Below are 23493 nucleotides of genomic sequence, written 5' to 3'. Positions count from 1 at the left end.
GCCCACCGAGCCAACCACCGATCAATGAGTGCCTTCAAATAATCCCGAGGGAATCTCCCAGTATGCCCAAAATAAGCGTCGAGATCCCCGGCGAACTCCTCGCCGACCTCGACGAGCACGTCGGCGACGACGGCAAGTTCGTGAACCGGAGCGACGCGGTGAGAGCGTCCGTCCGAAAAACCCTCGACGTGCTCGACGAGATCGACGCCCGGCACGGCCGGCTGGAGGAGGACGCGACGGGGGACGACGATGAGTAGCGCCACCCGACTTCCGCCCGAACGTCTCGCCATCGTCGCGCTGTTCGTGACCGCGCTCGTGGTCGCGCAGGTGACGGCCGCGAAGCTGCTCGCGGTCGCGATCCCCTTCTCGCTGCCCTTTGCCGGCGCGACGCTGACGCTGCCCGGCGCGGCGCTGGCGTACGCGGTGACGTTCTTCGCCTCCGACTGCTACGCGGAGCTGTACGGCCGGCGGGCGGCCCAGGAGATGGTCAACGTGGCGTTCCTGATGAACTTCGTCGTGCTCGCGCTGGTGTGGAGCACCATCGCCGCGCCGGCCGCGAACCCCGAGTTCGCGTCGACGTTCGCGACCGTGCTCGGGGCGAGCACCAACATCGTCGCCGGCAGCCTGCTCGCGTACCTCGTGAGCCAGAACTGGGACGTGCTGGTGTTCCACCGCATCCGCGACGCGACCGACGGCGACCACCTCTGGCTCCGCAACGTCGGCTCGACCGCGACGAGCCAGCTCGTCGACACGGTGCTGTTCGTCGGCGTCGCGTTCTACGTCCTCCCGCAACTGGGCATCGGGGCACAGCTCGGCCTGCCGCTGACGGCCGCCGCGGGCCCGAGCATCGCCGCGCTCGTCGTCGGGCAGTACGCCCTGAAGCTGCTCATCGCCGTCGTCGACACGCCGTTCGTCTACGCCGTCGTCGGGGCGGTCCGGTCGCGGAGCGGGTCGGAGCGACTGGCGTACGCGGACTGACGCGGGCGGAACAGCGAGCGGTCGTCACGGCCCGTTTTTGATGGCTTAGAGCGCCGAGAGTGACACTCTGACGGAGCGTACTCCGTTCGCTGACGAAGAGTATTGATGGCGCTCGATGATTTCCTGGGACGAATGTCCCCATCGCTCCTCCGCACTACCCCATCGGCGTGGCGGTTCGCGCTCATCGGCGCGGTAGCCTCACTGCCCATCGCTGCCATGATAAACTGGTTGCCGAACTCGGAGGCGACCATCGGTGGCGGTATCATGGTTATTGGAGCGTTCATCGCGGGGGGTATCGCCGTAATCCGCTCGAGAGACCCGGATGATGTCGGATTCCGCGCCGGTTTTCTTGGTGGCGTCGTCGCGGTGCTCACGCTCATCGTGACAGTAGTCAAGTGGTGCGACGGCGGCATGGCCGCTGTCCAGAGTCGTATTCTGGGTCTTCGCGACTGGGCTAGTCCTGTGCGTCTCTCCCGTGTTCGGTCTGGCATGCGGTCGTGTCGGTGGGTGGGTGGCAAACACCGTTACCTCACGATGGAACACCGGGACGAACGCGTCATAATACTGCTACGACGGATTGATGGACGGACTCTCCGTCCATGGCAAGACTACGAAATGAGTTCGTAGTGCCCCTCGCCTACTTGGTCCTCGGCATCCCGGCGGAGGCGTTCGACCAACTCCGCGACGAACAAACGGCATCACCGACCTGTAGAGAACCTGCAGATCAGTCCAGCCGCTCCGCGAACGCGAACCGCGGCTTCACGTCCCCGACCCGGGCCCGAACCGTCTCGCCCTCCTCGGCGCCGGACACGAACACCGTGAACCCCTCGATCCGTGCGATGCCGTCGCCCTCGTCGCCGACGTCGACGATCTTCAGTTCCACCTCGTCGTCCTCGGCGACCGGCGCGTCGGTCCGGCCCTTGCCGATGAGGTAGCGCTCGGAGGACTGTTTCCGGCTGGCCTCGGGCGTGTAGGCCCGGACGTACTGGAACTCGGGCTCCACGTCCGCGCGAAAGTCGGCCAGATCCTGGCCGTCGAACACCTTGACGACGAAGTCGCCGCCGGGCTTCAGCAGTTCGAGCGCGACCTCGAACGCCTGGCGGGCGAGATGGATGGAGCGCGCGTGGTCCAGCGAGTACTCACCGGACATGTTCGGGGCCATGTCCGAGACGACGACGTCGACGACCTGCTCGCCCTCCTCGGCGCCGAGCGCCTTCCGGAGGTAGTAGCGCGTCCGGTCCTCGGTCATGTCGCCCCGCACCGTCTTCACGTGGTCGTGCTCCAGGCCGTCGATCGACTGGAAGTCGACGCCGACGACGCGCCCGTGGTCGCCGACGCGCTCGGCTGCGACCTGGAGCCACCCGCCCGGGGCCGCGCCGAGGTCCACGACCGTCTCGCCGCCCGAGAACAGGTCTGACTCCTCGTCGAGCTGCTGGAGCTTGTAGGCCGAGCGGGCGCGGTAGCCCTGCTGTTTCGCCTTGTTGTAGTACTCGTCCTTGCGACCCATTTGCCGTTCCTTGCGGCCCGAGGCGGTTATGCGGTTCGTTCCGCGTCCCGGGGGGGGGCGCGACCGGTTCACGACTGACCGCTTTCGAGGCGTTCAAACCGCCCCGTCGAAAATCATCGCGTATGGCTGACGATTCGCCGTACTCGCTGGGATCGAACCGGGGGTACGCTCGCCTCCCGCAGATGGGCGTCGCCGGGTGGCTCGTCGGGGCCGGCGTGGCGCTCCTGCTGTTGCCGCTGTTGCCGTTCCTCGCGGTGTACTACCTGCTCGCCGGCACCGACGGTCGGCCTGACTGAACTGCGGGCGAATTACGAGCGTTCCACGGCCGAACTACGAGCGAACCGCGAGAGCGTTTCACGAACGGTCCGCGGACGTGCGCTCCCGGATCGACGGCCTCGCCCGGCCGATTCCGTGCACACGGCGGCTCGCTCGGGTCGGTGAACCGCGGGTATTTTGAGGGGGTCAACCGTAGCGCCCACACATGTTCAAGGCCATCGTGAGCGCGTCGACCCTCCGGGACGCACTCGACTCGGTGAGCGTGCTGGTCGACGAGTGCAAGATCCGGCTGAACGAGGACGAACTCGCGATCCGAGCGGTCGATCCCGCGAGCGTCGGCATGGTCGACCTCTCGCTGGAGGCCGCCGCGTTCGAGTCCTACGAGGCCGACGGCGGCGTCATCGGCGTGAACCTCAACCGGCTGGAGGACATCGCCGGCATGGCCAACTCGGGTGACCTGGTCCACCTGGAACTCGACGAGGAGACCCGGAAGCTCCACATCGAGATGGAGGGGCTGAGCTACACGCTCGCGCTCATCGACCCGGACTCCATCCGCCAGGAGCCGGACATCCCGGACCTCGATCTCACCTCCGAGATCGTCCTCGAGGGCGCCCAGCTCGACCGCGGCATCAAGGCCGCCGACATGGTGTCGGACCACATCCGCCTGCGCGTCGACGAGGCCGACGAGGCGTTCATCATCGAGGCCGAGGGCGACACCGACGACGTCGACCTGAAGCTTCCCCGCGAGGACCTCATCGACCTGCAGGCCGGCCCGGCCGACTCGCTGTTCTCGCTGGACTACCTGAAGGACATGAACAAGGCCATCCCGGCCGACGCGGAGGTCCGCATCGAACTCGGCGAGGAGTTCCCGGTGAAGCTCCACTACGAGTTCGCCGAGGGCATGGGCCACACGACGTTCATGCTCGCGCCGCGCATCCAGAGCGACTGAGCCGACCGCGTCCCCCGCTCACGGCACCCTTTTCACCGCGCCGGCCCGCCAGTTCGCATGGCCCGTCTCGCCGTCTGGTTCGACCTCGACGGAACGCTGCTCGACATCGACGACTACGCGGCCATCCTCGAACGCGCCTGCGACGCGGCGGGCATCGAGCCGACCGACGAGTTCCTGTCGGAGTACGACCGGGGCTTCTTCGAGGCCTTCGAGGCCCACGAGCCCGACCCGTATCGCGTCGGCGCCGAGCGCGCCATCGCCGCGGCGGGCGGCGACGCGGAGCCGGCGTACTTCGTCGACGCCCTCCGCATCGCCGAGTTCGACGAGGCCGAGACGCCGGCGTCGGTCCACGACGCGCTCGCCGAACTGTCGGGCACCGACGACGTCTCGGTCGGCGTCCTCACGAACGGCGTGGCCGAGTGGCAGCGCGGAAAGCTGGGGACGAACGGGCTGACGGAGTACGTCGACGCGATCCTGACGAGCTACGACGCCGGCGCGCACAAGCCGGACTCCGCCGTGTTCAGGCGGGCCGAGGAGCTGCTGGAGGCCGACGAGCACGTCATGGTCGGTGACGACTTTGACGCTGATGTGGCGGCGTCGCGGGAGTTCGGGTGGCGGGGGGTTCACGTGGAGGGGCCGGACTCGGTCGCTGATGCGGTTGCCGAGTTTCTGTAGGGATCACTCGACTCCGGCGTTCGTCGAGGTTCGTGGGGACTGTTCTCGAAATTCGCCGCGTGGCTTGATTCTCGACGTTTCGCACTCGTCGCCCGTTCGGGTTCAGCGAGGAGCACCTCGAAAGCCCCCGCGGCTGTCGGCTCCCGCGGCACGCTCTGTGCTCCTCGGTCGCTCACTTCGTTCGCTCCCTGCGGTGCTTGAGGCGCCGGGGTTCGCCGACAGCCGCGGCCCCTTTCAGTCCCACCCAGACCGCCCCGCCACCGCACAGCACCTCAGCCTCCCCAGCCTCCTGTGCTCCTCGGCTCGCTCACCGCGTTCGCGAGCCTGCGGTGCTCGTCCCTCGCGCGCGTCCGCTCGCCCCTGCGGGGCTCGCCGTCACGCGCGCCACCCGGCTGAATCCCTCATCGCAACTCCCTCACCGTCGAAGAAGAAACAGCGCCGGTACGAGCACCACGGCGCCGGCGACGAACGGCGACCAGTAGGCCGCGACGTAGGCGGCGGCGGCGACCGGCGGTCCCACCGTCCGACCGAGGCTCCCGGCGCCCTGCGTCACCCCGAACGCGGCCCCCTGCGTCTCCTCGCTCGCGGCGCGGGAGACGAGCGTCGTGAGCGACACCGTGAACGCGCCGTTGCCGAACGAGAGCAGCGCGCCGTCCGCGAGCAGCGCCAGGAGCGGGCCGTCGAGCCACGCCGGCCCGGCGGGCGCGGGGAGCAGGCTCCCGACCGCCGGCGTGAACGGCAGGAGTGCCAGCGCGGTTGCGAGTGACACCCCGCCGGCGACCGCCAGCGGCGCCGCGCCGTAGCGCCGCTCCAGTTTCCCCACGAGCACGCCCTGGTTCACCGTGCCGAGCACGCCGATGTACGTGAGAAACAGCGCCGCCTCCGTCGCGCCGTAGCCGTAGAAGTCCGCCGCGAACGGGATGAACATCACCTGGATGCCCGCGAACGCGACCGAGGCGAGGAAGAACGCGACCACCAGCGGCCGGAGCGTCGCGTCCGCCAGCGCGTCCCGGAACGAGTCGAGCAGCGACCGCCGCGGGGCCGGACGGCGCTCCCGGTCCGGCTCCTTCAGGACGAGCGCGGCGGCGACGAGCGCGACCAGCGACAGGCCGGCCGCGACGAAGCTCGGCAGCGAGAACCGCGTCGTCGGGACGAACGCCGGGAGCGCGGCGTCCGCCGCCGCGACGACGCCGTCGCTCGCGGCGAGGCCGCCGATGGCCGGGCCGAAGACGAACCCCAGCGCGAACGCCGCCCCGACCAGTCCCAGCGCGCCGGCACGGCGGTCCTCGGGCGTCACGTCGGCGACGTACGCCTGCGCGGCGGCGATGTTGCCGCCGGCCGCCCCCGCGAGCGTCCGCGAGACGAACAGCGTCGCCACGGCCGCGGCAGTGCCCGCGAGCGTTCCAACCTCCGCGGCGAGGCCGAACACGGTCCACGCGACGGCCGCCGTCGCGACCGAGGCCATGATCACCGGCCGGCGGCCGTACTGGTCGGAGATGCGGCCGAGCGTCGGCGCGGCGAGGAACTGCGCGAGCGAGTAGGAGGCCGCGAGCAGGCCGATGAACACGTCGCTGACGCCGAACGAGCGCACGTAAAAGGGGAGGACCGGGATGACGACGCCGAAGCCGAGCAGGTCGAGGAACACGACGCCGACGACCACCGCGACCGCGCGGCGGGAGCCGGCGGGCGGCGAGGGCTCGGCGTCGGCGACGGTGGCCGAGCGCGTGAGCGACACGTCGGCCCCTTCGGCGGCGGCGGACTTAGGGTTGTGTCAGTCTCAGCCCCGGTGGGCCTCGATGACGCGCTTTGCCGCGCGGGCCTTCTCCTTCCAGCCGTAGCCGGCCTCGTACACGTGACGTTTCTTGTCGACGAGCGCCGCGGGGGAGGCCTCCTCGAACCCGCCGCGGGCCCAGGTGCCCGACTCCTCCAGCCACTCGACGGTGTGCTCGCGAGTCTCCTCCCACGACAGGCCGACCATCTCGTACCAGGCGATCATGGCGAACACGGCGTTGTCGTGCGCGCCGGGGTAGCTCCCCTGTCGGTACAGCGTCGCCATCGGCTCGCTCCGCGGCTCGGAGACCGCCTCGCGGTACTCCTCGGCGGTCAGCAGGCGGAGGCCCGCGTCGGTCTCCTGGACCCGACCCTCGCGGACGAGCAGGTCCAGCGCCGCGTTGTGGAGCGCCGACCACTCGCCGTGGACCGCGTGGCGGAGCGCGTCCTCCGTGATGGCATCGCGCACCAGCACCGCGAGCAGGTCGGTGTACGCCTTCTCCACGCGGGTCCAGGCGGTCCCCTCGTGGTCGCAGGCGGCGTCGTGCAGGCTGTTCGTGGTGCGACAGCCCGGGCAGGGGTACGCGAACCGCGGCATCGGTGGTGTTGGTGGTGCTCTCCGTGCTGGGTCTTAGGTCCCGTGGTTTCACGCGCCGTCGCCCTGCCGGCCGGACGGGAGCCCGGCCGCTCCACCCGGCGAGCGCGCGCGGCCGGAGCCGAAACGGGTCCGATGGAGTCCGAAGGCGATCGGAACGAGCCCGGGGAGTCCGAGGGGACCGAACGAGTTTGAGGCGGTTCGAACGGGGCAGAACGGTGACCGGCACCGGATCGTGAACGCCGAACGCGCGGATTTCATTCCTCCGAAAACGGCCCGGTATTTGCCGTATCGCGTGGGGAATGGTTTCGAGACCCGCCACAAAAGACATTTACCCGGCCGTGGTATATTGTACCATGCCCCGGGCTGAATCCAAGCGCGGACGACTGCCGGGGAGCGGGGATCGCCGGGGGACCAGCGCCGTTCGGAGCGACCCTCCAGAATGACTGAAAAAGAGAACGAGTCGAACGTGGAACGATCGGGAATCGTGGGGGAGGACGACCGAGTTCGAGCCGTCTGGGACGGGAGCGGTAAGCCGAGCATCGGCCTGATCGAGGCCGTCGCGGAGGCCACCGACCGCGACCCCACGGCCGTCCCGCTGTTACAGGAGTGCATCGACGTCGACGCCCTGAACAGCCTCCTCACGGGCGTCGAGGACGACGGCGGGACGACCGTCCGCGTCTCCTTCACCTACGCCGGGGTCGACGTGATGGTCGGGAGCGACGGCGAGATCACGGTCGGATCACCGTCGGACCCGTCCGGCGACTGACGGCGCGAGTCGATCCGGGCGACCGTCGTTCGGAACCACTATGCCGCCACCGGGCCGAAGCCGACACGAATGAAGATCTTCGGCTCCAGCGGGACCCGCGGCGTCGCGGGCGAGGAGCTCACCCCCGCGTTCGTCCTGCGCGTGGCGAAGGCCGCCGCGACCGTCTGGGAGGCCGACCGGGTGGCGCTCGGCCGCGACACCCGCACGACGGGCGGGATGTTCGCGGACGCGGCCGCCGCGGGGATCGCCAGCGCCGGCGTCGACGTGGCGCGGCTGGGCGTCACGCCCACGCCGGCGGCGGTCCGCTACTGCGAGGAGGAGGCCGTTCCGGGCGTGCTCATCACGGCCTCGCACAACCCCCCGGAGTACAACGGCGTGAAGCTCGTCGGTGACGAGGGGATCGAACTCCCGGTCGACCGGCTCGAACGCATCGAGGAGGCGCTTTTGGCCGACTCGTTCCACGACGCGGCGTGGGACGAGGTCGGCGAGACGACCGCGGTCACCCACGCCAACGAGGCGTACGTCGACGACATGCTCGCCGCGGTCGACCGCGACGCCGTCGCGGCCGCCGGCCTGACGGTCGCGCTCGACCCCGGCCACGGCGCGGGGGCGCTCACCTCCCCCGACTTCTTCCGCGAACTCGGCTGTGAGGTCGTCACGGTCAACGCGCAGGCGGACGGCCACTTCCCCGGCCGCCAGCCCGAACCCGTCGAGGCGAACCTGGGCGACCTCGGCCGCCTCGTGCGCGCGGCGGACGCTGACGTCGGCATCGCCCACGACGGCGACGCGGACCGCGCCATCTTCTACGACGAGACGGGCGCGTACGTCGAGGGCGACGCCTCGCTCGCGGCGCTGGCGGCCCGGGGGCTCTCGGTCGGCGACACGACCGTCGCGGCCGTGAACGTCTCCCAGCGCCTCGTCGACGTCTGCGAGGAGGCGGGCGCGACGCTGGAGCTCACCCCCATCGGCTCGACGAACATCATCACCCGCATCCGCGAACTGTGGGACGCGGGCGAGTCGGTCCCCGTCGCCGGCGAGGGCAACGGCGGCGTCTTCTTCCCGGAGTACCGGCTGGTCCGGGACGGCGCGTTCATCGGCGCGAAGTTCCTCGAACTGCTCGCCGAGCGCCGCGAGCCGGTCAGCGAGGTCGTCGCGCCGTACGGCGACTACCACAACGTCCGGCTCAACCTCGCCTACGAGGACGACCGCGAACTCGACGCGATGCTCGCGGCCGCCGAAGCGTACGCCGCGGACGCCGACGCCACGCCGAGCACCATCGACGGCTACCGCCTCGACTACGGCGACGCCTGGGTGCTCGTGCGCCCGTCGGGCACGGAGCCGAAGGTCCGGATCTACGCGGAGGGCCGCGAACCCGACCGCGCCGAGGAACTGGCCGCGGACGTGCGACGGACGCTCGAGGCGGCGCGCTAACACGGAACTCGGGGCAGTATCGGCCGTACCGGGCGCTTCCGGCGGACGGCCCGCAATAAACCTTCTCACGACCTGTCGGTTCGACAGTCCGGCCCGAGGGTCGATGTCGTCGCCGGGCGACGAGCGCGTATGGCAGAACAGTCGACGTTCAGCCTCGAATCGATCGATACCGACGCCGCAACCCTCGTCGGGCTCGTGATCGCGCTCTGTGGCCTCTCGGTCCTGCAGGCGCTCGGCTCGGCGGTGCTGCCGGGCGGCGAGTTCAGGCAACTCGTCGTGAACGACCTCGGCGTGAAGTGGTTCGTGACCGGGCTGCTCGTCGCCCTCGTGCTGTACTGGGAGGGTCGGGGGCTCGACTCCATCGGGCTCGGTGGGCTCGGCTGGCGCGACGTCGCCGCGGCCGTGCTCGTCTTCGTGCTCGGCGCCGCGAGCTACGTGGTCACGACGCCGCTACTGGCAGCGCTCGGGTTCGAAACCACGGTCTCCGGCATCGAGACGCTCGCTCGCCTCCCGGTCGCCCTCCTGATCGCGCTGTCGCTCACCGCCGCGGTGACCGAGGAGGTGCTCTACCGCGGCTACCCGATCGAGCGGCTGGCCGAACTGACCGGGAGCGTCTGGGTCGGCGCGGGCCTCACGTTCCTCGTGTTCACCGCGGTCCACCTCCCGTTCTGGGGCGTCGGCGGGACGCTCCAGATCGGGGTCAACGCGCTCCTCCTGACGCTGCTGTACGTCTGGCGGCGCAACCTCGGGGCGTGCATCCTCGCCCACGCGATCAACGACCTCTACGCGTTCGTCATCATCCCCCGGTTCCTGATGCAGTACGTCGGCTGAGATCGAGGCGGCCGGGGGCGGCAGGGGCGGTCCGTCGGCCCGCTCCCGACCCGTCACTCGGCTCCGACCCGTCATCCCGTTCCGATCTGTCACGCCGCCCCGATTTTTCACGGCGGGGCGCGACCCGCGACCATGGAGGTCCGCCCGGTCACGTCGCTCGAGGAGTACCGCGGCGCGATGGCGGTCAACCGCACCGCCTGGCGCGACGCCTACGGCCACATCCTGCCGGCCGAGGTGCTCGACGGGTTCACCGTCCCGGAGGGGCGGGAACTCCGCGAGCGCTACGACGACGCGCGGCGGGAGGGTCAGACGTTCCTCGTCGCCGTCGGCGGCGCCGACGACGGCTCGGCGGCCCGGGACGCCGACGCCCTCGGGGTCGCCGGCTTCGCCCAGTTCGTCCTGGACGCCGCGCTCACCAAGCAGTTCGTCGGCGACGACGAGGTCGGACTGCGGGCCGTCTACGTCGCCCCCGACCGGCAGGGCGAGGGGATCGGCAGCCGGCTGCTCGAGGCGGGGGTAGATCGGATTCCGGACGATGCCGAGGCGCTGGTCCTCGAAGCGTTCCGCGACAACGACGCCGCCCGCGGCTTCTACGACTCGCGCGGGTTCACGGTCCGGGGCGAGGCGACCTTCGAGGTCGCCGGCGAGGCGTACCCGACCGTGATGTACGAGAAGTCGCTGTGAGGGGCCGGAGCCGGCCGACCGGGCCGGGAATCGTCAGGTATCGTCCGTCTCCGCCAGCGCGTCGCGGAGCCGTCGGCGCTCCTCGCGGGCGGCGTCCAGTTCCGCCTCGATCTCGCCCGCTTCGAGCTTCCGTCGCTCCTCGTCGGTGAGCTCCGACTCCGCGAGGGCGACGCGGCGGAGTCGGTCGTAGTCGTCGGCCGCGGCCGCGCGCCGCAGTTCGCGGGCCGACGCGACGACGTCCTCGTCGGCGAACTTGGCGACGACCGAGACGAGTTCGCCCGCGAGCGCGTCGAGTTCGCCGGCCGGCGGGGCGGGCCAGTCCACGAGCAGGGGGTCCGCCGAGAGCCGGTCGAGATACGTCCTGTGGACGGGGACCCGGGTCCGGAAGGTGCCGGGGTTCTCGACGTAGTGACCGAGCTTCGACGTCGAGTAGTCGGCGAACTCCAGCAGGTCGGGGAGCGGCTCCTCGCCGACCGCGTGGGACTCGACGTACGAGAGCAGTTCGTCGGGCGGCGTCTCGAACGCGACCAGCGGGTACGCCGCGGTGTCGGCGACGAAGCCGAGGAACTCGCGGGCGCTCGCCGTCCGGCGGTACTCGCGGAAGGCGTCCGTCACCGCCCCGTCGTACGACTCGACCGTCCCGCGGAGGTCGGCGACCCGCTCCTGGAACGCCGCGTCGGCGTCCTCGCCGGTCAGCGCCTCGCCGAGGTCGAGGACGCGCTCGTGGTGGTCGACCCGCTCGTCGAGGTCGGCGACCCGCGCCTGCGCGTCGCGTTCGGCCTCGCGGAGCGCGCTCCGGGCCGCCTCGCGGTCGGAAAGTAGTTCGGCGAGTTCGCGTGCCGGGGCGAGCCGCTCGCGGGCGCCGGCGAAGTCGGACTCGGAGAGGCGGCGCTGGTCGACGACGTCGTTGGCCGCCTCGAACGCGTCGCGGGCCGGGAGGTCGTCGGGGAGCCCCTCCACGAGGTCGGCGAACTCGCCCTGGAACTCGACGTACGCCTGGAAGTCGCCGGTCCCGGTCGCGGAGCCCTCGTACCGGTCGAGCAGCCCCTCGGCGGTCCCGAGCGCGTCCCGTACCCGTTCGAGGTCGGACTCGCCGTACTCCGCGACGGCCGACTCCGCGTCGCGCAGTCGGCGACGGGCCCGACGGAGCGCCCGCTCGGCGTCGCCCGCGTCGCCGTCGCCGGCGGCGGTCTCACTCGTAGACATCCTCGGGGTCGAAGACGCGTTCGCCGTCGACGTCTACGTCGACCGTTACGGTCGACGAGCCTCCGTTCTCGTCGCTCACGGAGACGCCGTCGACGGTGCGGTGGAAACAGGAGCGGTAGCCGGTGTGGCACGCCCCGCCGGTCTGGTCGACGAGATAGAGGAGGGTGTCGGCGTCGCAGTCGACCCGGACCTCCCGGACCTCCTGGGTGTGCCCGCTGCTGGCTCCCTTCTCCCACAACTCGTCGCGCGAGCGGGAGTGGTAGTGGGCCCGGCCCGTCTCGTGCGTGCGGGCCAGCGCCTCCTCGTCCACGTAGGCGAGCATCAGCACCTCGCCGGTGTCCGCGTCCTGGGCCACGGCGGGGACCAGCCCGTCGTCGCCGAAGTCCACCTCGACGCCCTCGGCGGTCGAACTCATGTTCGGGTGGTGGTGCGACGGGCCGATATGTCTTGTGCGTCCGCTGGCGATTCGAGGCGGTCGGTTTGGCTGCTCAGTAGTGCGGGTCGTTCTCGGATCGTGTGTCGACTCAGTTGGTATGCGTGTCGACTCAGTTGTCGCATCGAACGCCTCGAAAGCCCCCGCACCTGTCGGCTCGGTGCGGCCCCTTTCAGTCCCACCCACTGCGCCGCCCCGCACAGCCACACGCCTCCCAGCCGATTCGCTCGTTTCACTCGCTCATCCCTCGCGCGCACCCGGCGGGCACTCCCCGAGACCTGTGGTCTCGTGAGATCACCCTCGCTCGCAGGCTCGCTCGCGTGAACGGAGGCCCGCCGGCACGCGCCGACCGCACGACCTGACACGGGCCACGTGGCGCGCAGCGATCGAGCGTAGCGAGACCGCTCGTGCGAGGCTCACGCGAGCGAAGCGAGGGTGACTTCCGAGGAGTTTGCTCCGAGGTAACGCACAGGAGGCTGGGGAGGGTGAGGCGCAGTGGGCGGGAGTGAAAGGGGCCGCGCGGGCTTTCGAGGTGTGCGCCACGACAATCGACTGTCGCCTGAAAACGAACGCCACGAAGACTTCCAAGACGATCGACGGCGTGTCGACGAAACCGCCGATCAGGCAAGAACACCATCCTCGAACGTCCCGAAGTCAGTCCCGCGCCCGCGCAGCCAGATCCCTCGCGGCCGTCTCCGCGCGCTCCCGAACGGCGTCCTCCTCCAGCGTCAGCACCTCCCGATCCCGCATCAGCACCGAGCCGTCACACACCGTGTGGCGAACGTCGCTCCCCTTCGCCGAGTACGCCAGGTGCGACACCAGATCGTGCTCGGGCGTGAGATGGGCGGCCTCCAGATCCACCACCGCGAGGTCCGCCTTCGCGCCCGCCTCGACCCGTCCGGCCTCGATGCCCAGCGCGTTCGCGCCGCCCTCGGTCGCCATCCGCACCGCCGTGTCCGCGTCGACCGCCTCCGCGTCGTCGGCAGCGAGCTTGCCGAGCATCGCCGCGTCGCGGAGTTCCCCGAACATGTCGAGGTCGTTGTTCGAGGCCGCGCCGTCGGTGCCGAGCGCGACCGTCACGCCGGCGTCGAGCATCTCCTGGACGGGAGCCATCCCGGAGTTGAGCTTCATGTTCGAGGCCGGACAGTGGACGACCGCCGTGCCGGAGTCGGCGAGGCGGTCGATCTCCCCGGCGTCGATGTGGACGCCGTGGGCGACCCAGGTGTCCTCGGCCAGCAGGTCGTGGTCGGCGGCGTACTCGGCCGGCCGGACGCCCGCCTCCTCGCCGATCTCCTCGACGTACACCTCGGTCTCGTTCAGGTGGAAGTGGAACGGGACGCCCGCCGCGCGGGCCCGCGGGACGAACTCCGCGAAGTAGTCGCTCCCGACCGTGTGGGGCGCGTGGGGCATCACCGCCGTCCGGACCCGGCCGTCGGCCGCGCCGTCGAACTTCTCGGCGACAGAGAGCGACTCCTCGAAGTCGGCGTGTGCGCCCTCGTCGTCCTTGCCGACGGTGACGACGCCGTGCCCGACCCGTGCCCGCAGGCCCGCCTCCCGGACCGCGTCGACGACCTCGCCGACGTGGAAGTACATGTCCGCGAACGCCGTCGTCCCGCTCCGGATCATCTCCAGCGCCGCGAGCCGCGTGCCCGCGGCGACGTCCTCGGGGGTCAGTTCGGCCTCCGCGGGCCAGATGTCCTCCCGGAGCCACGCCTCGAGGTGCTTGTCGTCGGCGTAGCCGCGCAGGAGCGTCATCGCCGCGTGGCCGTGGGCGTTCACCAGCCCCGGGATGACGAGGCCGCCCGAGGCGTCCAGCGTCTCGTCGGCCCCGCCGGCTTCCCCGGCAGTGGCGTCGGTCCCCTCGGCGACGTCCGGGCCGACCGCCAGAATCTCGCCCGCCTCGACGCCGACCAGGACGTCAGCGGCCTCGATCGAGTGGTCGGCCGCCCGGGACGATCCCGTCCCGCCGTCCCGACCGGGGCGGAGGACGCGGCCGCCGGTGATTTCGAGCGTGGTCATACCCCGTCTGCGGGGCGACGGTCCCTCAATCCGTCGAAGGTCGAGCGGCGTCGTCCTCGCCGTCGGCGTGGCCCCCGTTCCCGCCACGACGACCGCCGGCGGCGTCGGCACCGCGTTCCCGGATGCGGTCGATCCGGTCGCCGAGCGGGACGTTGGCCGAGAGCGGGTTCGGCACCCGCCGGCGCGACGGCTCCAGGTTGTGGAACGCGGCGTAGCGCTCGAACGCCGCGACGAGTACGTCCGGGCCGACCCGCTCGGCGGCGTCGTCGTCGGCCGCGAGGACGCCGCGCCGCGCGAACCCGAGACCGCCAACGAGCGCGACGACAGCCGCGAGGAGCAGGAGCCAGGCCGGACCGTCGCCCGAAACCGCGGCCGCCAGCGGGAAGACGGGGACGACGACCGCGGCCATGCGGCGGGCCAGCGCGTGCGAGCGAAGCCGGCCGGCCTGGACCGCCAGCAGCGCGGTCGCGACGTCGTCCTCGAACGCGTCGAGGAACGTGCTCGTGACGAACAGGCGGCGGAACCGGGGCGGCCCGCGGACGAGCGCGCTCGCCGTCTCCTCGTCGTCGGTGTCGAGCACCCGGACGTCCCGGACGTCGAGGCCCGCACGCTTCCGCAGGTCGGCGACCCGGTCCGCGTCCGCGCCGCTCGGGCGGTGGGTCGAGCGGAGCGCTTCGACCAGCCACGGCGAGGCCGCGACGAGGAGCCCGACCAGAACGGCGAGGCCGGCGACGAGCGCGAGCGGCGAGTCGGTCCCGCCGAGGCGGAACGGCGCGAACGCCAGCGCGAACACGAGGCTGAGCCCGGCGAGGTAGCGCGCCATCGCCGCGAGGCTCTCGCCGACGCCCAGGTCGATGTCGCGGGCGTCGCGGACGGCGGGGACCGTCGGCGCGTACGCGGCCAGCCCGATGACCCCCGCCGCCAGCATCGTGAGAAAGTCCGCGAGTACGACCCCGAGCGGTCCGGAGCGGGGCCCGACGAGCGGCGCGCGGAGCGCGGCGCCGAGATCCAGCAGCGAGAGGAGGCCGTAGGCGAGCAGGCCGAGCGGGAGGAGCACGCCGAGGTACAGCAGGCGGAACTTCCCGACCGGGTTCGACAGCCGGCGGGTGATCGCCGTGGCGACGAGCCCCACCACGAGCGCGACCAGACACAGGAGGACCCAGAGGGCGAGCGGCGGGCCGAGCGCTGGCGCGGCGGCGCTCGGCTCGGACTGGAGGACGAACATACCTGGGACACCGCACCGCGGCCCAAAGGCCTACCGTCTCCCCGTGCCGGTCCCGCTCGGAGGGAAAGACAGTTCCCGGCCCACCCCCTGGACTCGCGCATGCGCATCGCCGTGCCCAACAAGGGGCGCTTGCACGAGCCGACGATGGACCTCCTCGAACGGGCCGGCCTGCACGTCGAGGAGACCGCCGACCGACAGCTGTACGCCGACACCGTCGACCCCGACGTCTCCGTGCTGTTCGCACGCGCCGCCGACGTTCCCGAGTACGTCGCCGACGGCGCGGCCGATCTGGGCGTCACGGGGCTCGATCAGGCCCGCGAGTCGGGCGCGGAGCTGGACGACCTGCTCGACCTCGCGTTCGGCAACTGCCGGCTCGTGCTCGCCGCACCCGAGGAGGGCGACATCACCGAACCCGGGGACGTGGAGGGGCTCACGGTCGCCACCGAGTTCCCCCGCATCACCCACGAGTACCTCGACGAGAAGGGCATCGACGCCGGGGTCGTGGAGGTGACTGGCGCCACGGAACTCACGCCCCACGTCGAGATGGCCGACGCAATCGTCGACATCACCTCGACGGGGACGACGCTGCAGGTGAACCGCCTCGCTGTGATCGACGAGGTGCTCGCTTCCTCGGTCCGGCTGTTCGCCCGCCCGGACGTCGCCGACGACCCGAAGGTCGGGGAGGTCGAGACGGCGCTCTCGTCGGTCATCGCCGCCGACGGGAAGCGCTACCTGATGATGAACGCCCCGAGCGACCGGCTGGAGGACGTGAAGGACGTCATTCCGGGGATGGGCGGGCCGACCGTGATGGACGTGGCGGACTCGCCCAAGTCGGCCACGGACGCCGGCGAGGTTGACGGGAAGGCCGACCACGTCGCGGTCCACGTCGTCGTCGACGAGCGCGAGGTGTTCGGCGTCATCTCGGACCTGCAGTCGGTCGGCGCGACCGACATCCTCGTCACCGAGATCGAGCGGCTGGTGGAGTGAGTGCGGCGGCGACGTTGGGGAGGCCACACCACGACACGACGGGGAGCTATCGCTCGGTGTTGCCGCCGGTGTGCCCGATGCCGTCGCCGGTCGGCACCTCCTCGCCGCAGTTCGCGTCGGGAGTGCCGTCGGTGGCCCCGTCGTACGTGTTCCCGCAGACGTACCGCTGGTCGGCCTGTCCGCGGACGACCGGGTACGCGATCGCCTCGTCGTCGAACCCGGTGATCCGGTTGCCGTACACTGCGTTGTCCGAGCCGCCCCGCCGCTCGATCTCCGACGGGTTCCCCTCCCTGCGTGCGTCTCGGGCCTTGTAGCTCCCGATCTCGACGCCGTGACCCATCCCGTCGCGGAGGTCACACCAGCGGACGGTCGTGTCGAAGCTCTGGAGCCGCATCGACGCCGCGGGGGTGTCCTCCGTGTTCTTCGAGCCCCCGCCGTCGGTGCAGTACTCGACGGTGATGTCGTGGGTCCCGAGCTTCGTGTTCACCAGCTCCGAGTGGGCGTACCCGGCCGAGTTGTCGACGTGGTGGACCCGGATGCCGCTCGTCCGGTCGTACTCGGTCCACGGGTGCCAGTCGGTCCCGAGGTTGCTCGGCGACGTGCCGAGGTAGACGACCTCGCCGTTGTGCCCGTGCCGGTCCGTGAGCAGGTACTTCGTCCCGCCGGGGCCGATCACCTCGAACGGGCCGACGACGGAGTTCTGCGTCCGGTCGATGGCGACGAGCGCCTTCCGAGTGTTGCCGACCCCGTGGGGCGCGATGACCAGGTCCCGGAGGTACTCGTCGGTGTCGGGCGGCGGCCGGGTCACGATCGGCGAGGTCCGGGCGTACGATTCGACGGAGTCCGGCTCGTCGGGGCGTTTGAGCCCGTCGACCGTGAGGCCGGTGAGGTGGACGTGGCTCCGCCGGATGATGAGCATGTAGTAGCGCCGCTCGCTCGGCTTGAGGATCGCGTCCGGCGGGCCGGTGATCGTGATCGGCGCGCCCGGCTCACCGCTCCGGGGCGGCGACACGGGCTCGCGGTAGACGCCCGGGCGGACGTACACCGTCTCGCCCGGCCGGGCGTGACCGAGGGCCCGCTGGATCGAGTCGAGCGGCTCCTCGGCGGTTCCGGGGTTTCCGGGTTCCCCCGCCTCGCGGTCGACGAAGATCGTGTCCGGGTTCGGCCTCGGCGTCTCGGTCCGCGTCCCGGACGGCGTCACGGAGTGTCGGCCCGTCGGGGGCTCGGTGGCGGTTCCCGTCGTCCCGGGGTCAGTCCCGCTCGCACAGCCCGAGAGGCCCGCCATCCCCGTGCCCACGGCCGAGAGGTACGTCCGACGGCGCATGGGGGCTGTGGACGTGTCTCCGAGAAGTATCTGTCGGTGGGCTGACCACAGCACGCGTCGCGGCTCCGGACGCCCGCCTCAGGGCGCGACGGTCGCCTCGCCGTACGCCGGGATCGTGACGAGGAGCAGTCCGATCGCGCAGGCGGCCGCGAGCAGGGCCGCCCGCACCTGCCTGGTGGAGCCGTTCGACCGGACGGCGTAGCCGCCGGCGACGACGAGGACGACCTGGACGGCGAACTCGAGGTACGACGCGCCGAGCCCGAGGTCGCCGCGGAGGACCAGCACCGAAAGCGCGGCGGAGAGGACGGTGAGCGCCGCCGCGCCGACCGTGACCACCGACCCCGCTTTCGGGGGTCGCGACCGGGCCACCAGCGCGGTCAGGGCGACGTTGGCCGCCGCGCGCAGACCGACGAGCAGCGCGAGGAGGGCCGGGTTCGTCCACGTCGGGAACAGCCACTCGAACACGTTCAAGGAGCCAGCATCGGGCCGTATCAACGTTCCGCGTCGACCCTGCCCCCTCGGGCCGTTGACGGTCACCGGGGTGGATCGTCGAGGGACGCCGCGTCGGGGCTCGTTCAGCGCCGCTCCAGCGTCAGCACCCGTTCGTCCAGTCCCCCCTCCCCGCGCCAGCGGGCCCACCACGTGGTCGCCGCGATGCCGACACACAGCGCGGCCATCCCGAGCAACCCCGCCTCCGGGCCGAAACTCCCGCCGGTGACCGCCTCGGGGCCGGTCGGCTCCAGCGCGAGCACGCTCGCGGGCACCGACAGCCCGCTGACCGGGAAGCCGAACAGGCTCCCCTGCGCGTAGTTCCACGAGATGTGGACGCCGACCGGGAGCGAGAGCCGCCCGGTGAGCAGGTAGCCCAGTCCCAGGAACAGGCCGGCGAACGTGATGCCAAGCGTCGAGACGAGCGTCGCGCCCGGGTTGGTGAGGTGGGCAGCGCCGAAGACGCCGCTGGAGGCGACGAGCGCCAGGCCGGCCGCCCGAAGGGGCCCGGCGTGCCGCGAGAACCACTCGCCGAGGTTGGTGAGCAGATACCCCCGGAGCAGCAGTTCCTCGTAGACGCCGACGCCGAGAAACAGCGCGAGCGTCGTCAGCAGGCCGACCGGCGGGCCGACGAGGACGCCCGAGAGCCGGTACCAGCCGGCTGCGAGGCCGACGCCGGCGACGAGCGCCTGCAGGGCGACGCCGAGCGCGAGGCCGAAGCCGAGGTCCGCGAGCCAGCCCCGCTCCCGTCTCAGGCCGAGGTCGGCGAGCCGCCGGCGGTCCACGAACCGGGCGGCAACCAGCACCGCGAGCGTGACGGCGACCGGAATCGCCAGGCTCGTGACGACCGTGGCGGCGACGCCCGAGAGCGGGAGGAAGACGAGCAGGAGCGACGTGAGGACCGCGGCGACGGCGACGACGACCAGCGCGGCGAACAGCCGGAGCGGCGCGGTCGGCCGGCGCTCGTCCGGAATCCAGAACAGGCGACGCAGTCGGGGAAACCGTCCCCGCGGGTCGGGCGCGTCCGGGGGTTCGGACGAGCCCTCGGACGGTCCCGCGGGCGGGGGCGACGCGTCGTTCACAGCGGGGCGTCCTGGTACAGCGCGAGCGAGTAGTTGGCGAACAGCGCGACCGCGACCGTGAGCGTGTAGTGCATCGCGGTCACCATCGCGGTGCCGCGGCGGTTCAGGTCGTACGCGACCGCGACGGCAACGAAGTCGACGACGAGCGCGAGGCCGATGACGGCCGCCACCGGGAGCACGGCGGCGGTGAGGCCGACGGCCGCCATGGCGACGCCCGGGAGCACCGCGCGGCGGAGTTCGGCGGCGTCACCGAGCACGTAGTAGGCGGCGGTGTTGGCGACGAGCGTCGAGAGCACCGCGATGAGGAGGAAGCCGGCGACGACCCGGCCCGGCGAGGTCTGGAGTAACATCCCTCAGCCGAAGAGGCCGAGCTCCGTGAGGCGCTCGGTGATGACGTCCACGGCCGCCTCGGCGTCGCTGGGCTCCTTCCCGCCGGTGATGACGAGCTTCCCCGAGCCGAACAGCAGGGCGACGACGTCCGGTTCGCCGAGCCGGTAGACGAGCCCGGGGAACTGCTCGGGTTCGTACTCGATGTTCTCGAGCCCGAGCCCGATGGCGATCGCGTTGAGGTTGAGCGAGGCACCCAGGTCCGCCGAGGTGACGATGTTCTGGACGGTGACCTCCGGGTTCTCCTCGATCGGGATGTCGAGCGCGCGCAGCTCGTCGAACACCAGATCGAGCGCTCGATGGACGGCGTCGGTGGATTTCGCGCCCGTGCAGACGATCTTGCCCGACCGGAAGATGAGCGCCGCGCTCTTCGGGTCCTGCGTCCGGTAGACGAGCCCCGGGAACTGCTCGGGGTCGTAGTCGGCCCCCTCAAGGTCCATCGCAACCGTCTGGAGGTCGAGTTCCTGCCCGATCCCCGTCGACGCGACGACGTTCTCGATATGTATCGACTCCTTTGCGTCGGCCATCTCTCCTGCTAGTGGTCGTATTTAAGAGTTAAAGTAGTATCGCCGCCGAAATCCGGGGCCGGCACCGACACGCGACGAGTCGCGGGGTTGATACCCGACGGCCGCCACGTGGGGCCCGTGTACGGGCTCGAACTCGCCGGCGAGGAGGACGCCTTCGCGGCCCGGGAGGCCGCGACCGCCGCGAGCGGCGTGTCCGTCCTCGCCCCGGGCCTCGCGGTCGCCGACGCGGTCGCGCCCGAGCGCGTCCGGGGGCTCGCCTACACCCACCGCGCGCTCGACCTGCTCGGTCGGGTCGAGGGAGGGGCTGACGCCGCGAGCGCCACGGCCGTCGTTGAGTCGGGCCTGCGGGACGTCGCCGACGCCGAACGCCGCGAGGGGACGGTCGCGGTCCGGGCCCGCGTCGTCCGCGACTCGGCCGACGTGAGCACCGGCGCTGCCGAGCGCGAGTGCGGCGAGGCGCTCGTCGAGGCCGGCTTCCCGGTCGACCTCGACGATCCGGACCACGTCCTCCGGGTGCTGTTCGCCGACGGGACCTGCCTGGTCGGCTGGGTCGTCGCCGAGTCGGTCCGGGACTTCTCGACGCGCAAGCCGACCGATCGGCCGTTCTTCCAGCCCGGGAGCATGGCGCCGATGGACGCCCGGGCGTACGCCAACCTCGCCGGCGCCGGCCCCGGCACCCGCGTGCTCGACCCGATGTGTGGCACGGGCGGGACGCTCATCGAGGCCGGCCTCGTCGGCAGCGACGTCCTCGGGGCCGACGCGCAGGCGAAGATGGTCCGGGGAACGCGGGAGAACCTCGCACGGTATCTGCCCGGCGATGTCGAGTTCGAGGTGATTCGGGGCGACGCCACGGCGCTCGGACTCCGGGACGATGCCGTCGACGGCGTCGTGTTCGACGCGCCGTACGGCCGGCAGTCGAAGATCGCCCGGCACCGGCTGGCAGACCTCGTGGAGGGCGCGCTCTCGGAGGCCTTCCGGGTCGCGCCCCGCGGGGTGCTGATCGCCGACCGGTCCTGGCGCGCCGAGGCGGAGGCTGCCGGGTGGTCGGTGACGGACTCGTTCGAGCGCCGGGTACACCGGTCGCTCGTCCGGCACGTGCTGGTTCTCGACGGACGCTGACCGTCTCGACGCCCGGTGACTACGCGAACCGCCGGTAGGTGTAGTAGGCGAGCGCCGGCACCGAGAGGACGTACAGCGGCGCGAGGAGCCACGCGAGCAAGTGGACGAGCCCCACGACCCCGGCGACGGCCGGATGCGGTGCGAAGGCAGCGTCCGTTCGTCGGAGCGCTCGCGCGTCGAGCAGGAGCGCGCCGAGCACGACGAGCGCGGCGACGCCGCCCGCGATCGAGACGACGGCGGAGACGAGGAAGGCGACGACGGCGGCCAGCATTCCGGCCTCGCTCGTCGAGCCCCCGGCGACGAGTTCGAGGAACACCCGAAAGCCGACGAGGTCGGTCAGCGTCGCGAGCGGAACGAGCGGGAACACCGCGACGCCGTAGCGCCAGGGCGGATCGGAGGAGGGCACGGACTGAGGATGCCGGGACGCGCACAAAAATCGCCCGAGTCGCCGTCGGGGGTCGTCAGTCCCGACGAGCCACGATCGACTCGCCGGCCCGCACCTTCTCGCCCTTCCTCACCCGCACGTCCGACGTGCCGTATTCGGGGGGCAACACGACGTCGGCGCGCGACCCGAACGCGATGTGGCCGATGCGCTCGCCGCGGGTCACCTCGTCTCCACGGGAAACCGAGGGGGTGATCCGGCGGGCGAACCAGCCCGCGATGAGCGCGCCGTCCACGTCGCCGACCGAGAACTCGACGCGCTCGTTGCGGGCCGACTCCTTCGAGAATGCCGGTCTGTGCGCCGCGCCGCGGTGGTCGAGCCGCGTCACCTCGCCGCCCGCCGGAGCACGGTTGACGTGGACGTCGAACGGGCTCATGAACACCCCGACGCGCACGCGGTCGCCGTCCTCGCGCAGCACCGAGACGCGGCCGTCCGCCGGGGAGACGATGCCCTCGCCCGCCGGACTGCGCTCGGGGTCGCGGAAGAACCAGGCCGCGAACGCCGACATCCCGACGAGCGCGAGGCCGATGGGGAACACCAGCGCGAGCAGCGGGATGCCCAGCGCCAGCGGCGGGAGGACGTACCGCCACGCGCCGGGGGTGAGGTTCACGCGTCCGCCCCGCCGCGGGCCGACCGCCCCTCGCCCGCCGCCGACCCGTCGCCGCGCACCCCCTGCCGGGTCGTCCGCCGCCCCGCCGCCCACGAGGCGAGCAGGTGGGTGAGGTGGAGTCGGTCGTCGAGGCCGTCGGTTAGGTCGAGGTCGACCTCGCCGGCGAGCGCGTGGAGGCGGGCGACGGACTCGGAGGAGGCGTCGGACTTCGAGCGCGCGACCCGGCACAGTTCCCGCAGCAGGTCGCCGCCGTCGAACCCCTCCTCGGAGAGCAGGTCGTCGATCGTGCCCCGGGCGTCCGAGAGGTCGCCTGCGCGGGCCTCCTCCAGCGCCGAGAGCACCTGCTCGTCGGTGCCGACGTCGTTCAGCGTCTCGTAGGCGCCCTGCATCGTCACCGCGTCGTGCTCGACCGCCGTGGCCTGGGCGGAGAGCACGGCCTCGCGGACGTCGCCGTTCGCAGCGCTGGCGACGAACTCCAGGCCGTCGTCGTCGTACTCGACGCCCTCGGCCTCACAGATCCCGGCGAGCACGTCGATGGTCTCGTCGGTGGTCGGCACCCGCATCGGGACCGGGAAGCAGCGCGATCGAATGGGCGGGATGAGCTTCGAGGGCTGGCGGGTGGTGATGACGAACTGTGTGGTGCGGTGGTAGCGCTCCATCACGCGCCGGAGCGCCTGCTGGAAGTCCTCGCGGATGGCCTCGGCGTTGTCGAGCAGCACCGTCTTGAACTCGCCCGACATCGGCGCGTTGGCGGCCGACTCCTTCAGCACGCGGTTGATCATGTCGCGTTTCGCCATCCGGCTTCGACCCTGGAGGAACGGCTCGAAGCGCGGGTCAGTGCGGATCTCCTTTTTCGTGCGGTCGAAGAAGTCCGCGACGTTGATCTCGATGAGGTCGTTGTCCGCATCGGCGTGCGTCTCGCGGGCGAGCGCCCGGACCGCGGCTGTCTTGCCGATGCCGGGCGGACCCTGCACGACGAGGTTCATCGGCTCGTCGACCGCGCGGGAGAGCCGGTCGCGGACCTCCGCCTGGGGGACGTCCGCGAGGTCGGGGGCGTGCGTCTCGGTCCACAGCGGGCCGTCCATTGGTAGCCGGTAGTGGACGGGGGGGTATGAACGTGGTCGTTCGGTTCTGCCGACGACGGGAGATCAGGGGTTGAACCGGGCCCGTCGGGGGTC

27 protein-coding genes are annotated in these 23493 nt (G+C 71.5%); 12 read left to right on the top strand and 15 right to left on the bottom strand.

Going from position 1 to position 23493, the window contains the following annotated elements; genetic code table 11:
- Positions 1–62 precede the first annotated feature (62 nt).
- From RJT50_RS00135 to RJT50_RS00125, 3 genes are all read left to right on the top strand, one after another.
- On the top strand, positions 63–257 hold the full coding sequence (locus RJT50_RS00135) for a ribbon-helix-helix domain-containing protein (RefSeq protein ID WP_313692946.1): 195 nt from the start codon (positions 63–65) through the stop codon (positions 255–257).
- A complete protein-coding gene (locus RJT50_RS00130; RefSeq protein WP_313692944.1) occupies positions 250–978 on the top strand; it encodes a queuosine precursor transporter in 729 nt (242 codons plus the stop codon). Before RJT50_RS00135 ends, RJT50_RS00130 begins: the two co-directional genes overlap by 8 nt.
- Before the next feature lie 132 nt (positions 979–1110).
- Positions 1111–1605 (top strand): DUF5518 domain-containing protein, encoded by a 495-nt coding sequence (locus tag RJT50_RS00125; protein WP_313692942.1) that lies wholly within the window; start codon positions 1111–1113, stop codon positions 1603–1605.
- A 97-nt stretch (positions 1606–1702) separates the two neighbouring features.
- On the opposite strand, the gene RJT50_RS00120 is transcribed toward RJT50_RS00125, so the two are convergent.
- The gene (locus RJT50_RS00120) at positions 1703–2485 is read right to left on the bottom strand and encodes an RlmE family RNA methyltransferase (RefSeq protein ID WP_313692941.1); all 783 of its coding nucleotides are present in this window, start codon (positions 2483–2485) and stop codon (positions 1703–1705) included.
- Between the two features lie 122 nt (positions 2486–2607).
- Between RJT50_RS00120 and RJT50_RS00115 the strand changes: the two genes are divergently transcribed.
- The 3 genes from RJT50_RS00115 to RJT50_RS00105 all read left to right on the top strand — a co-directional run bounded on the left by RJT50_RS00115 (position 2608) and on the right by RJT50_RS00105 (position 4385).
- A complete protein-coding gene (locus RJT50_RS00115; RefSeq protein WP_313692939.1) occupies positions 2608–2781 on the top strand; it encodes a DUF7535 family protein in 174 nt (57 codons plus the stop codon).
- Positions 2782–2966: 185 nt separating this feature from the next.
- Complete coding sequence (locus tag RJT50_RS00110) at positions 2967–3710, top strand: DNA polymerase sliding clamp (RefSeq protein ID WP_313692937.1); 744 nt, start codon at positions 2967–2969, stop codon at positions 3708–3710.
- A gap of 57 nt (positions 3711–3767) precedes the next feature.
- A complete protein-coding gene (locus tag RJT50_RS00105) occupies positions 3768–4385 on the top strand; it encodes an HAD family hydrolase (protein WP_313692935.1) in 618 nt (205 codons plus the stop codon).
- A 415-nt stretch (positions 4386–4800) separates the two neighbouring features.
- On the opposite strand, the gene RJT50_RS00100 is transcribed toward RJT50_RS00105, so the two are convergent.
- Together RJT50_RS00100 and RJT50_RS00095 are read right to left on the bottom strand one after the other, a co-directional pair.
- The gene (locus RJT50_RS00100; protein WP_313692934.1) at positions 4801–6120 is read right to left on the bottom strand and encodes an MFS transporter; all 1320 of its coding nucleotides are present in this window, start codon (positions 6118–6120) and stop codon (positions 4801–4803) included.
- Positions 6121–6162: 42 nt separating this feature from the next.
- Complete coding sequence (locus RJT50_RS00095) at positions 6163–6753, bottom strand: DUF7474 family protein (RefSeq protein WP_313692933.1); 591 nt, start codon at positions 6751–6753, stop codon at positions 6163–6165.
- A 439-nt stretch (positions 6754–7192) separates the two neighbouring features.
- On the opposite strand from RJT50_RS00095, the gene RJT50_RS00090 reads away from it, so the two are divergent.
- From RJT50_RS00090 to RJT50_RS00075, 4 genes are all read left to right on the top strand, one after another.
- Complete coding sequence (locus RJT50_RS00090; RefSeq protein ID WP_313692931.1) at positions 7193–7519, top strand: HalOD1 output domain-containing protein; 327 nt, start codon at positions 7193–7195, stop codon at positions 7517–7519.
- 69 nt (positions 7520–7588) lie between these two features.
- Positions 7589–8950, top strand: coding sequence for a phosphoglucosamine mutase (gene glmM, locus RJT50_RS00085; RefSeq protein WP_313692929.1), 1362 nt, complete (start codon positions 7589–7591; stop codon positions 8948–8950).
- A gap of 129 nt (positions 8951–9079) precedes the next feature.
- Positions 9080–9781, top strand: coding sequence for a CPBP family intramembrane glutamic endopeptidase (locus RJT50_RS00080; protein WP_313692927.1), 702 nt, complete (start codon positions 9080–9082; stop codon positions 9779–9781).
- A gap of 132 nt (positions 9782–9913) precedes the next feature.
- A complete protein-coding gene (locus RJT50_RS00075; RefSeq protein WP_313692925.1) occupies positions 9914–10465 on the top strand; it encodes a GNAT family N-acetyltransferase in 552 nt (183 codons plus the stop codon).
- Positions 10466–10498: 33 nt separating this feature from the next.
- Here the strand turns inward: RJT50_RS00075 and RJT50_RS00070 are convergent, their stop codons facing one another.
- The 4 genes from RJT50_RS00070 to RJT50_RS00055 form a co-directional block, all read right to left on the bottom strand.
- Entirely contained in the window at positions 10499–11671 is a 1173-nt protein-coding gene (locus RJT50_RS00070; RefSeq protein WP_313692924.1) for a DUF7118 family protein, read from the bottom strand.
- Entirely contained in the window at positions 11658–12086 is a 429-nt protein-coding gene (gene hisI / locus RJT50_RS00065) for a phosphoribosyl-AMP cyclohydrolase (RefSeq protein ID WP_313692922.1), read from the bottom strand. Before hisI ends, RJT50_RS00070 begins: the two co-directional genes overlap by 14 nt.
- 672 nt (positions 12087–12758) lie before the next feature.
- Positions 12759–14123: an amidohydrolase gene (locus tag RJT50_RS00060; protein WP_313692920.1), complete on the bottom strand. Its 1365-nt coding sequence runs from the start codon at positions 14121–14123 to the stop codon at positions 12759–12761.
- 25 nt (positions 14124–14148) lie between these two features.
- Positions 14149–15348 (bottom strand): peptidase, encoded by a 1200-nt coding sequence (locus RJT50_RS00055; protein ID WP_313692918.1) that lies wholly within the window; start codon positions 15346–15348, stop codon positions 14149–14151.
- A gap of 99 nt (positions 15349–15447) precedes the next feature.
- On the opposite strand from RJT50_RS00055, the gene hisG reads away from it, so the two are divergent.
- Positions 15448–16335 (top strand): ATP phosphoribosyltransferase, encoded by an 888-nt coding sequence (hisG, locus tag RJT50_RS00050; protein ID WP_313692916.1) that lies wholly within the window; start codon positions 15448–15450, stop codon positions 16333–16335.
- Between the two features lie 46 nt (positions 16336–16381).
- Here hisG and RJT50_RS00045 read toward each other — a convergent pair whose 3' ends face one another.
- From RJT50_RS00045 to RJT50_RS00025, 5 genes are all read right to left on the bottom strand, one after another.
- Positions 16382–17659, bottom strand: a complete 1278-nt coding sequence (locus RJT50_RS00045) for a right-handed parallel beta-helix repeat-containing protein (RefSeq protein ID WP_313692915.1) — start codon at positions 17657–17659, stop codon at positions 16382–16384.
- A 78-nt stretch (positions 17660–17737) separates the two neighbouring features.
- Positions 17738–18124 carry a hypothetical protein gene (locus RJT50_RS00040; protein ID WP_313692913.1) on the bottom strand — a complete coding sequence of 129 codons (387 nt, stop codon included), beginning with the start codon at positions 18122–18124 and terminating at the stop codon, positions 17738–17740.
- Positions 18125–18234: 110 nt separating this feature from the next.
- On the bottom strand, positions 18235–19230 hold the full coding sequence (locus RJT50_RS00035; RefSeq protein WP_313692911.1) for a CPBP family intramembrane glutamic endopeptidase: 996 nt from the start codon (positions 19228–19230) through the stop codon (positions 18235–18237).
- On the bottom strand, positions 19227–19580 hold the full coding sequence (locus tag RJT50_RS00030; protein WP_313692909.1) for a DUF7473 family protein: 354 nt from the start codon (positions 19578–19580) through the stop codon (positions 19227–19229). The genes RJT50_RS00035 and RJT50_RS00030 overlap by 4 nt, the downstream gene beginning before the upstream one ends.
- A gap of 3 nt (positions 19581–19583) precedes the next feature.
- Positions 19584–20144 (bottom strand): TATA-box-binding protein, encoded by a 561-nt coding sequence (locus tag RJT50_RS00025; protein ID WP_313692907.1) that lies wholly within the window; start codon positions 20142–20144, stop codon positions 19584–19586.
- A 117-nt stretch (positions 20145–20261) separates the two neighbouring features.
- Here RJT50_RS00025 and RJT50_RS00020 point away from each other — a divergent pair, with 117 nt between their 5' ends.
- Positions 20262–21263 carry a methyltransferase domain-containing protein gene (locus tag RJT50_RS00020; RefSeq protein ID WP_313692905.1) on the top strand — a complete coding sequence of 334 codons (1002 nt, stop codon included), beginning with the start codon at positions 20262–20264 and terminating at the stop codon, positions 21261–21263.
- 19 nt (positions 21264–21282) lie between these two features.
- Here RJT50_RS00020 and RJT50_RS00015 read toward each other — a convergent pair whose 3' ends face one another.
- From RJT50_RS00015 to RJT50_RS00005, 3 genes are read right to left on the bottom strand one after another with little or no spacing between them, the layout of a single operon-like run.
- On the bottom strand, positions 21283–21669 hold the full coding sequence (locus tag RJT50_RS00015) for a hypothetical protein (protein ID WP_313692903.1): 387 nt from the start codon (positions 21667–21669) through the stop codon (positions 21283–21285).
- Between the two features lie 55 nt (positions 21670–21724).
- The gene (locus tag RJT50_RS00010) at positions 21725–22315 is read right to left on the bottom strand and encodes a protein sorting system archaetidylserine decarboxylase (protein ID WP_313692901.1); all 591 of its coding nucleotides are present in this window, start codon (positions 22313–22315) and stop codon (positions 21725–21727) included.
- The gene (locus tag RJT50_RS00005) at positions 22312–23400 is read right to left on the bottom strand and encodes an AAA family ATPase (protein WP_313692899.1); all 1089 of its coding nucleotides are present in this window, start codon (positions 23398–23400) and stop codon (positions 22312–22314) included. The genes RJT50_RS00010 and RJT50_RS00005 overlap by 4 nt, the downstream gene beginning before the upstream one ends.
- Positions 23401–23493 lie beyond the last annotated feature (93 nt).

The sequence above is a fragment of the Halobaculum sp. XH14 genome (assembly GCF_032116555.1).
Taxonomy (GTDB): Archaea; Halobacteriota; Halobacteria; order Halobacteriales; family Haloferacaceae; genus Halorarum; species Halorarum halobium.
This window is presented reverse-complemented; position numbering and strand designations above follow the sequence as displayed.

Coding starts and splice junctions, on each gene's coding strand:
- RJT50_RS00055 (WP_313692918.1), bottom strand. CDS start 15,348: ATGTTCGTCCTCCAGTCCGAGCCGAGCGCCGCCGCGCCAGCGCTCGGC.
- RJT50_RS00130 (WP_313692944.1), top strand. CDS start 250: ATGAGTAGCGCCACCCGACTTCCGCCCGAACGTCTCGCCATCGTCGCG.
- RJT50_RS00070 (WP_313692924.1), bottom strand. CDS start 11,671: ATGTCTACGAGTGAGACCGCCGCCGGCGACGGCGACGCGGGCGACGCC.
- RJT50_RS00080 (WP_313692927.1), top strand. CDS start 9,080: ATGGCAGAACAGTCGACGTTCAGCCTCGAATCGATCGATACCGACGCC.
- RJT50_RS00125 (WP_313692942.1), top strand. CDS start 1,111: ATGTCCCCATCGCTCCTCCGCACTACCCCATCGGCGTGGCGGTTCGCG.
- RJT50_RS00005 (WP_313692899.1), bottom strand. CDS start 23,400: ATGGACGGCCCGCTGTGGACCGAGACGCACGCCCCCGACCTCGCGGAC.
- RJT50_RS00105 (WP_313692935.1), top strand. CDS start 3,768: ATGGCCCGTCTCGCCGTCTGGTTCGACCTCGACGGAACGCTGCTCGAC.
- RJT50_RS00025 (WP_313692907.1), bottom strand. CDS start 20,144: ATGGCCGACGCAAAGGAGTCGATACATATCGAGAACGTCGTCGCGTCG.
- RJT50_RS00110 (WP_313692937.1), top strand. CDS start 2,967: ATGTTCAAGGCCATCGTGAGCGCGTCGACCCTCCGGGACGCACTCGAC.
- RJT50_RS00135 (WP_313692946.1), top strand. CDS start 63: ATGCCCAAAATAAGCGTCGAGATCCCCGGCGAACTCCTCGCCGACCTC.
- RJT50_RS00045 (WP_313692915.1), bottom strand. CDS start 17,659: ATGCGCCGTCGGACGTACCTCTCGGCCGTGGGCACGGGGATGGCGGGC.
- RJT50_RS00030 (WP_313692909.1), bottom strand. CDS start 19,580: ATGTTACTCCAGACCTCGCCGGGCCGGGTCGTCGCCGGCTTCCTCCTC.
- RJT50_RS00060 (WP_313692920.1), bottom strand. CDS start 14,123: ATGACCACGCTCGAAATCACCGGCGGCCGCGTCCTCCGCCCCGGTCGG.
- RJT50_RS00115 (WP_313692939.1), top strand. CDS start 2,608: ATGGCTGACGATTCGCCGTACTCGCTGGGATCGAACCGGGGGTACGCT.
- hisI (WP_313692922.1), bottom strand. CDS start 12,086: ATGAGTTCGACCGCCGAGGGCGTCGAGGTGGACTTCGGCGACGACGGG.
- RJT50_RS00090 (WP_313692931.1), top strand. CDS start 7,193: ATGACTGAAAAAGAGAACGAGTCGAACGTGGAACGATCGGGAATCGTG.
- RJT50_RS00120 (WP_313692941.1), bottom strand. CDS start 2,485: ATGGGTCGCAAGGACGAGTACTACAACAAGGCGAAACAGCAGGGCTAC.
- RJT50_RS00095 (WP_313692933.1), bottom strand. CDS start 6,753: ATGCCGCGGTTCGCGTACCCCTGCCCGGGCTGTCGCACCACGAACAGC.
- RJT50_RS00075 (WP_313692925.1), top strand. CDS start 9,914: ATGGAGGTCCGCCCGGTCACGTCGCTCGAGGAGTACCGCGGCGCGATG.
- hisG (WP_313692916.1), top strand. CDS start 15,448: ATGCGCATCGCCGTGCCCAACAAGGGGCGCTTGCACGAGCCGACGATG.
- glmM (WP_313692929.1), top strand. CDS start 7,589: ATGAAGATCTTCGGCTCCAGCGGGACCCGCGGCGTCGCGGGCGAGGAG.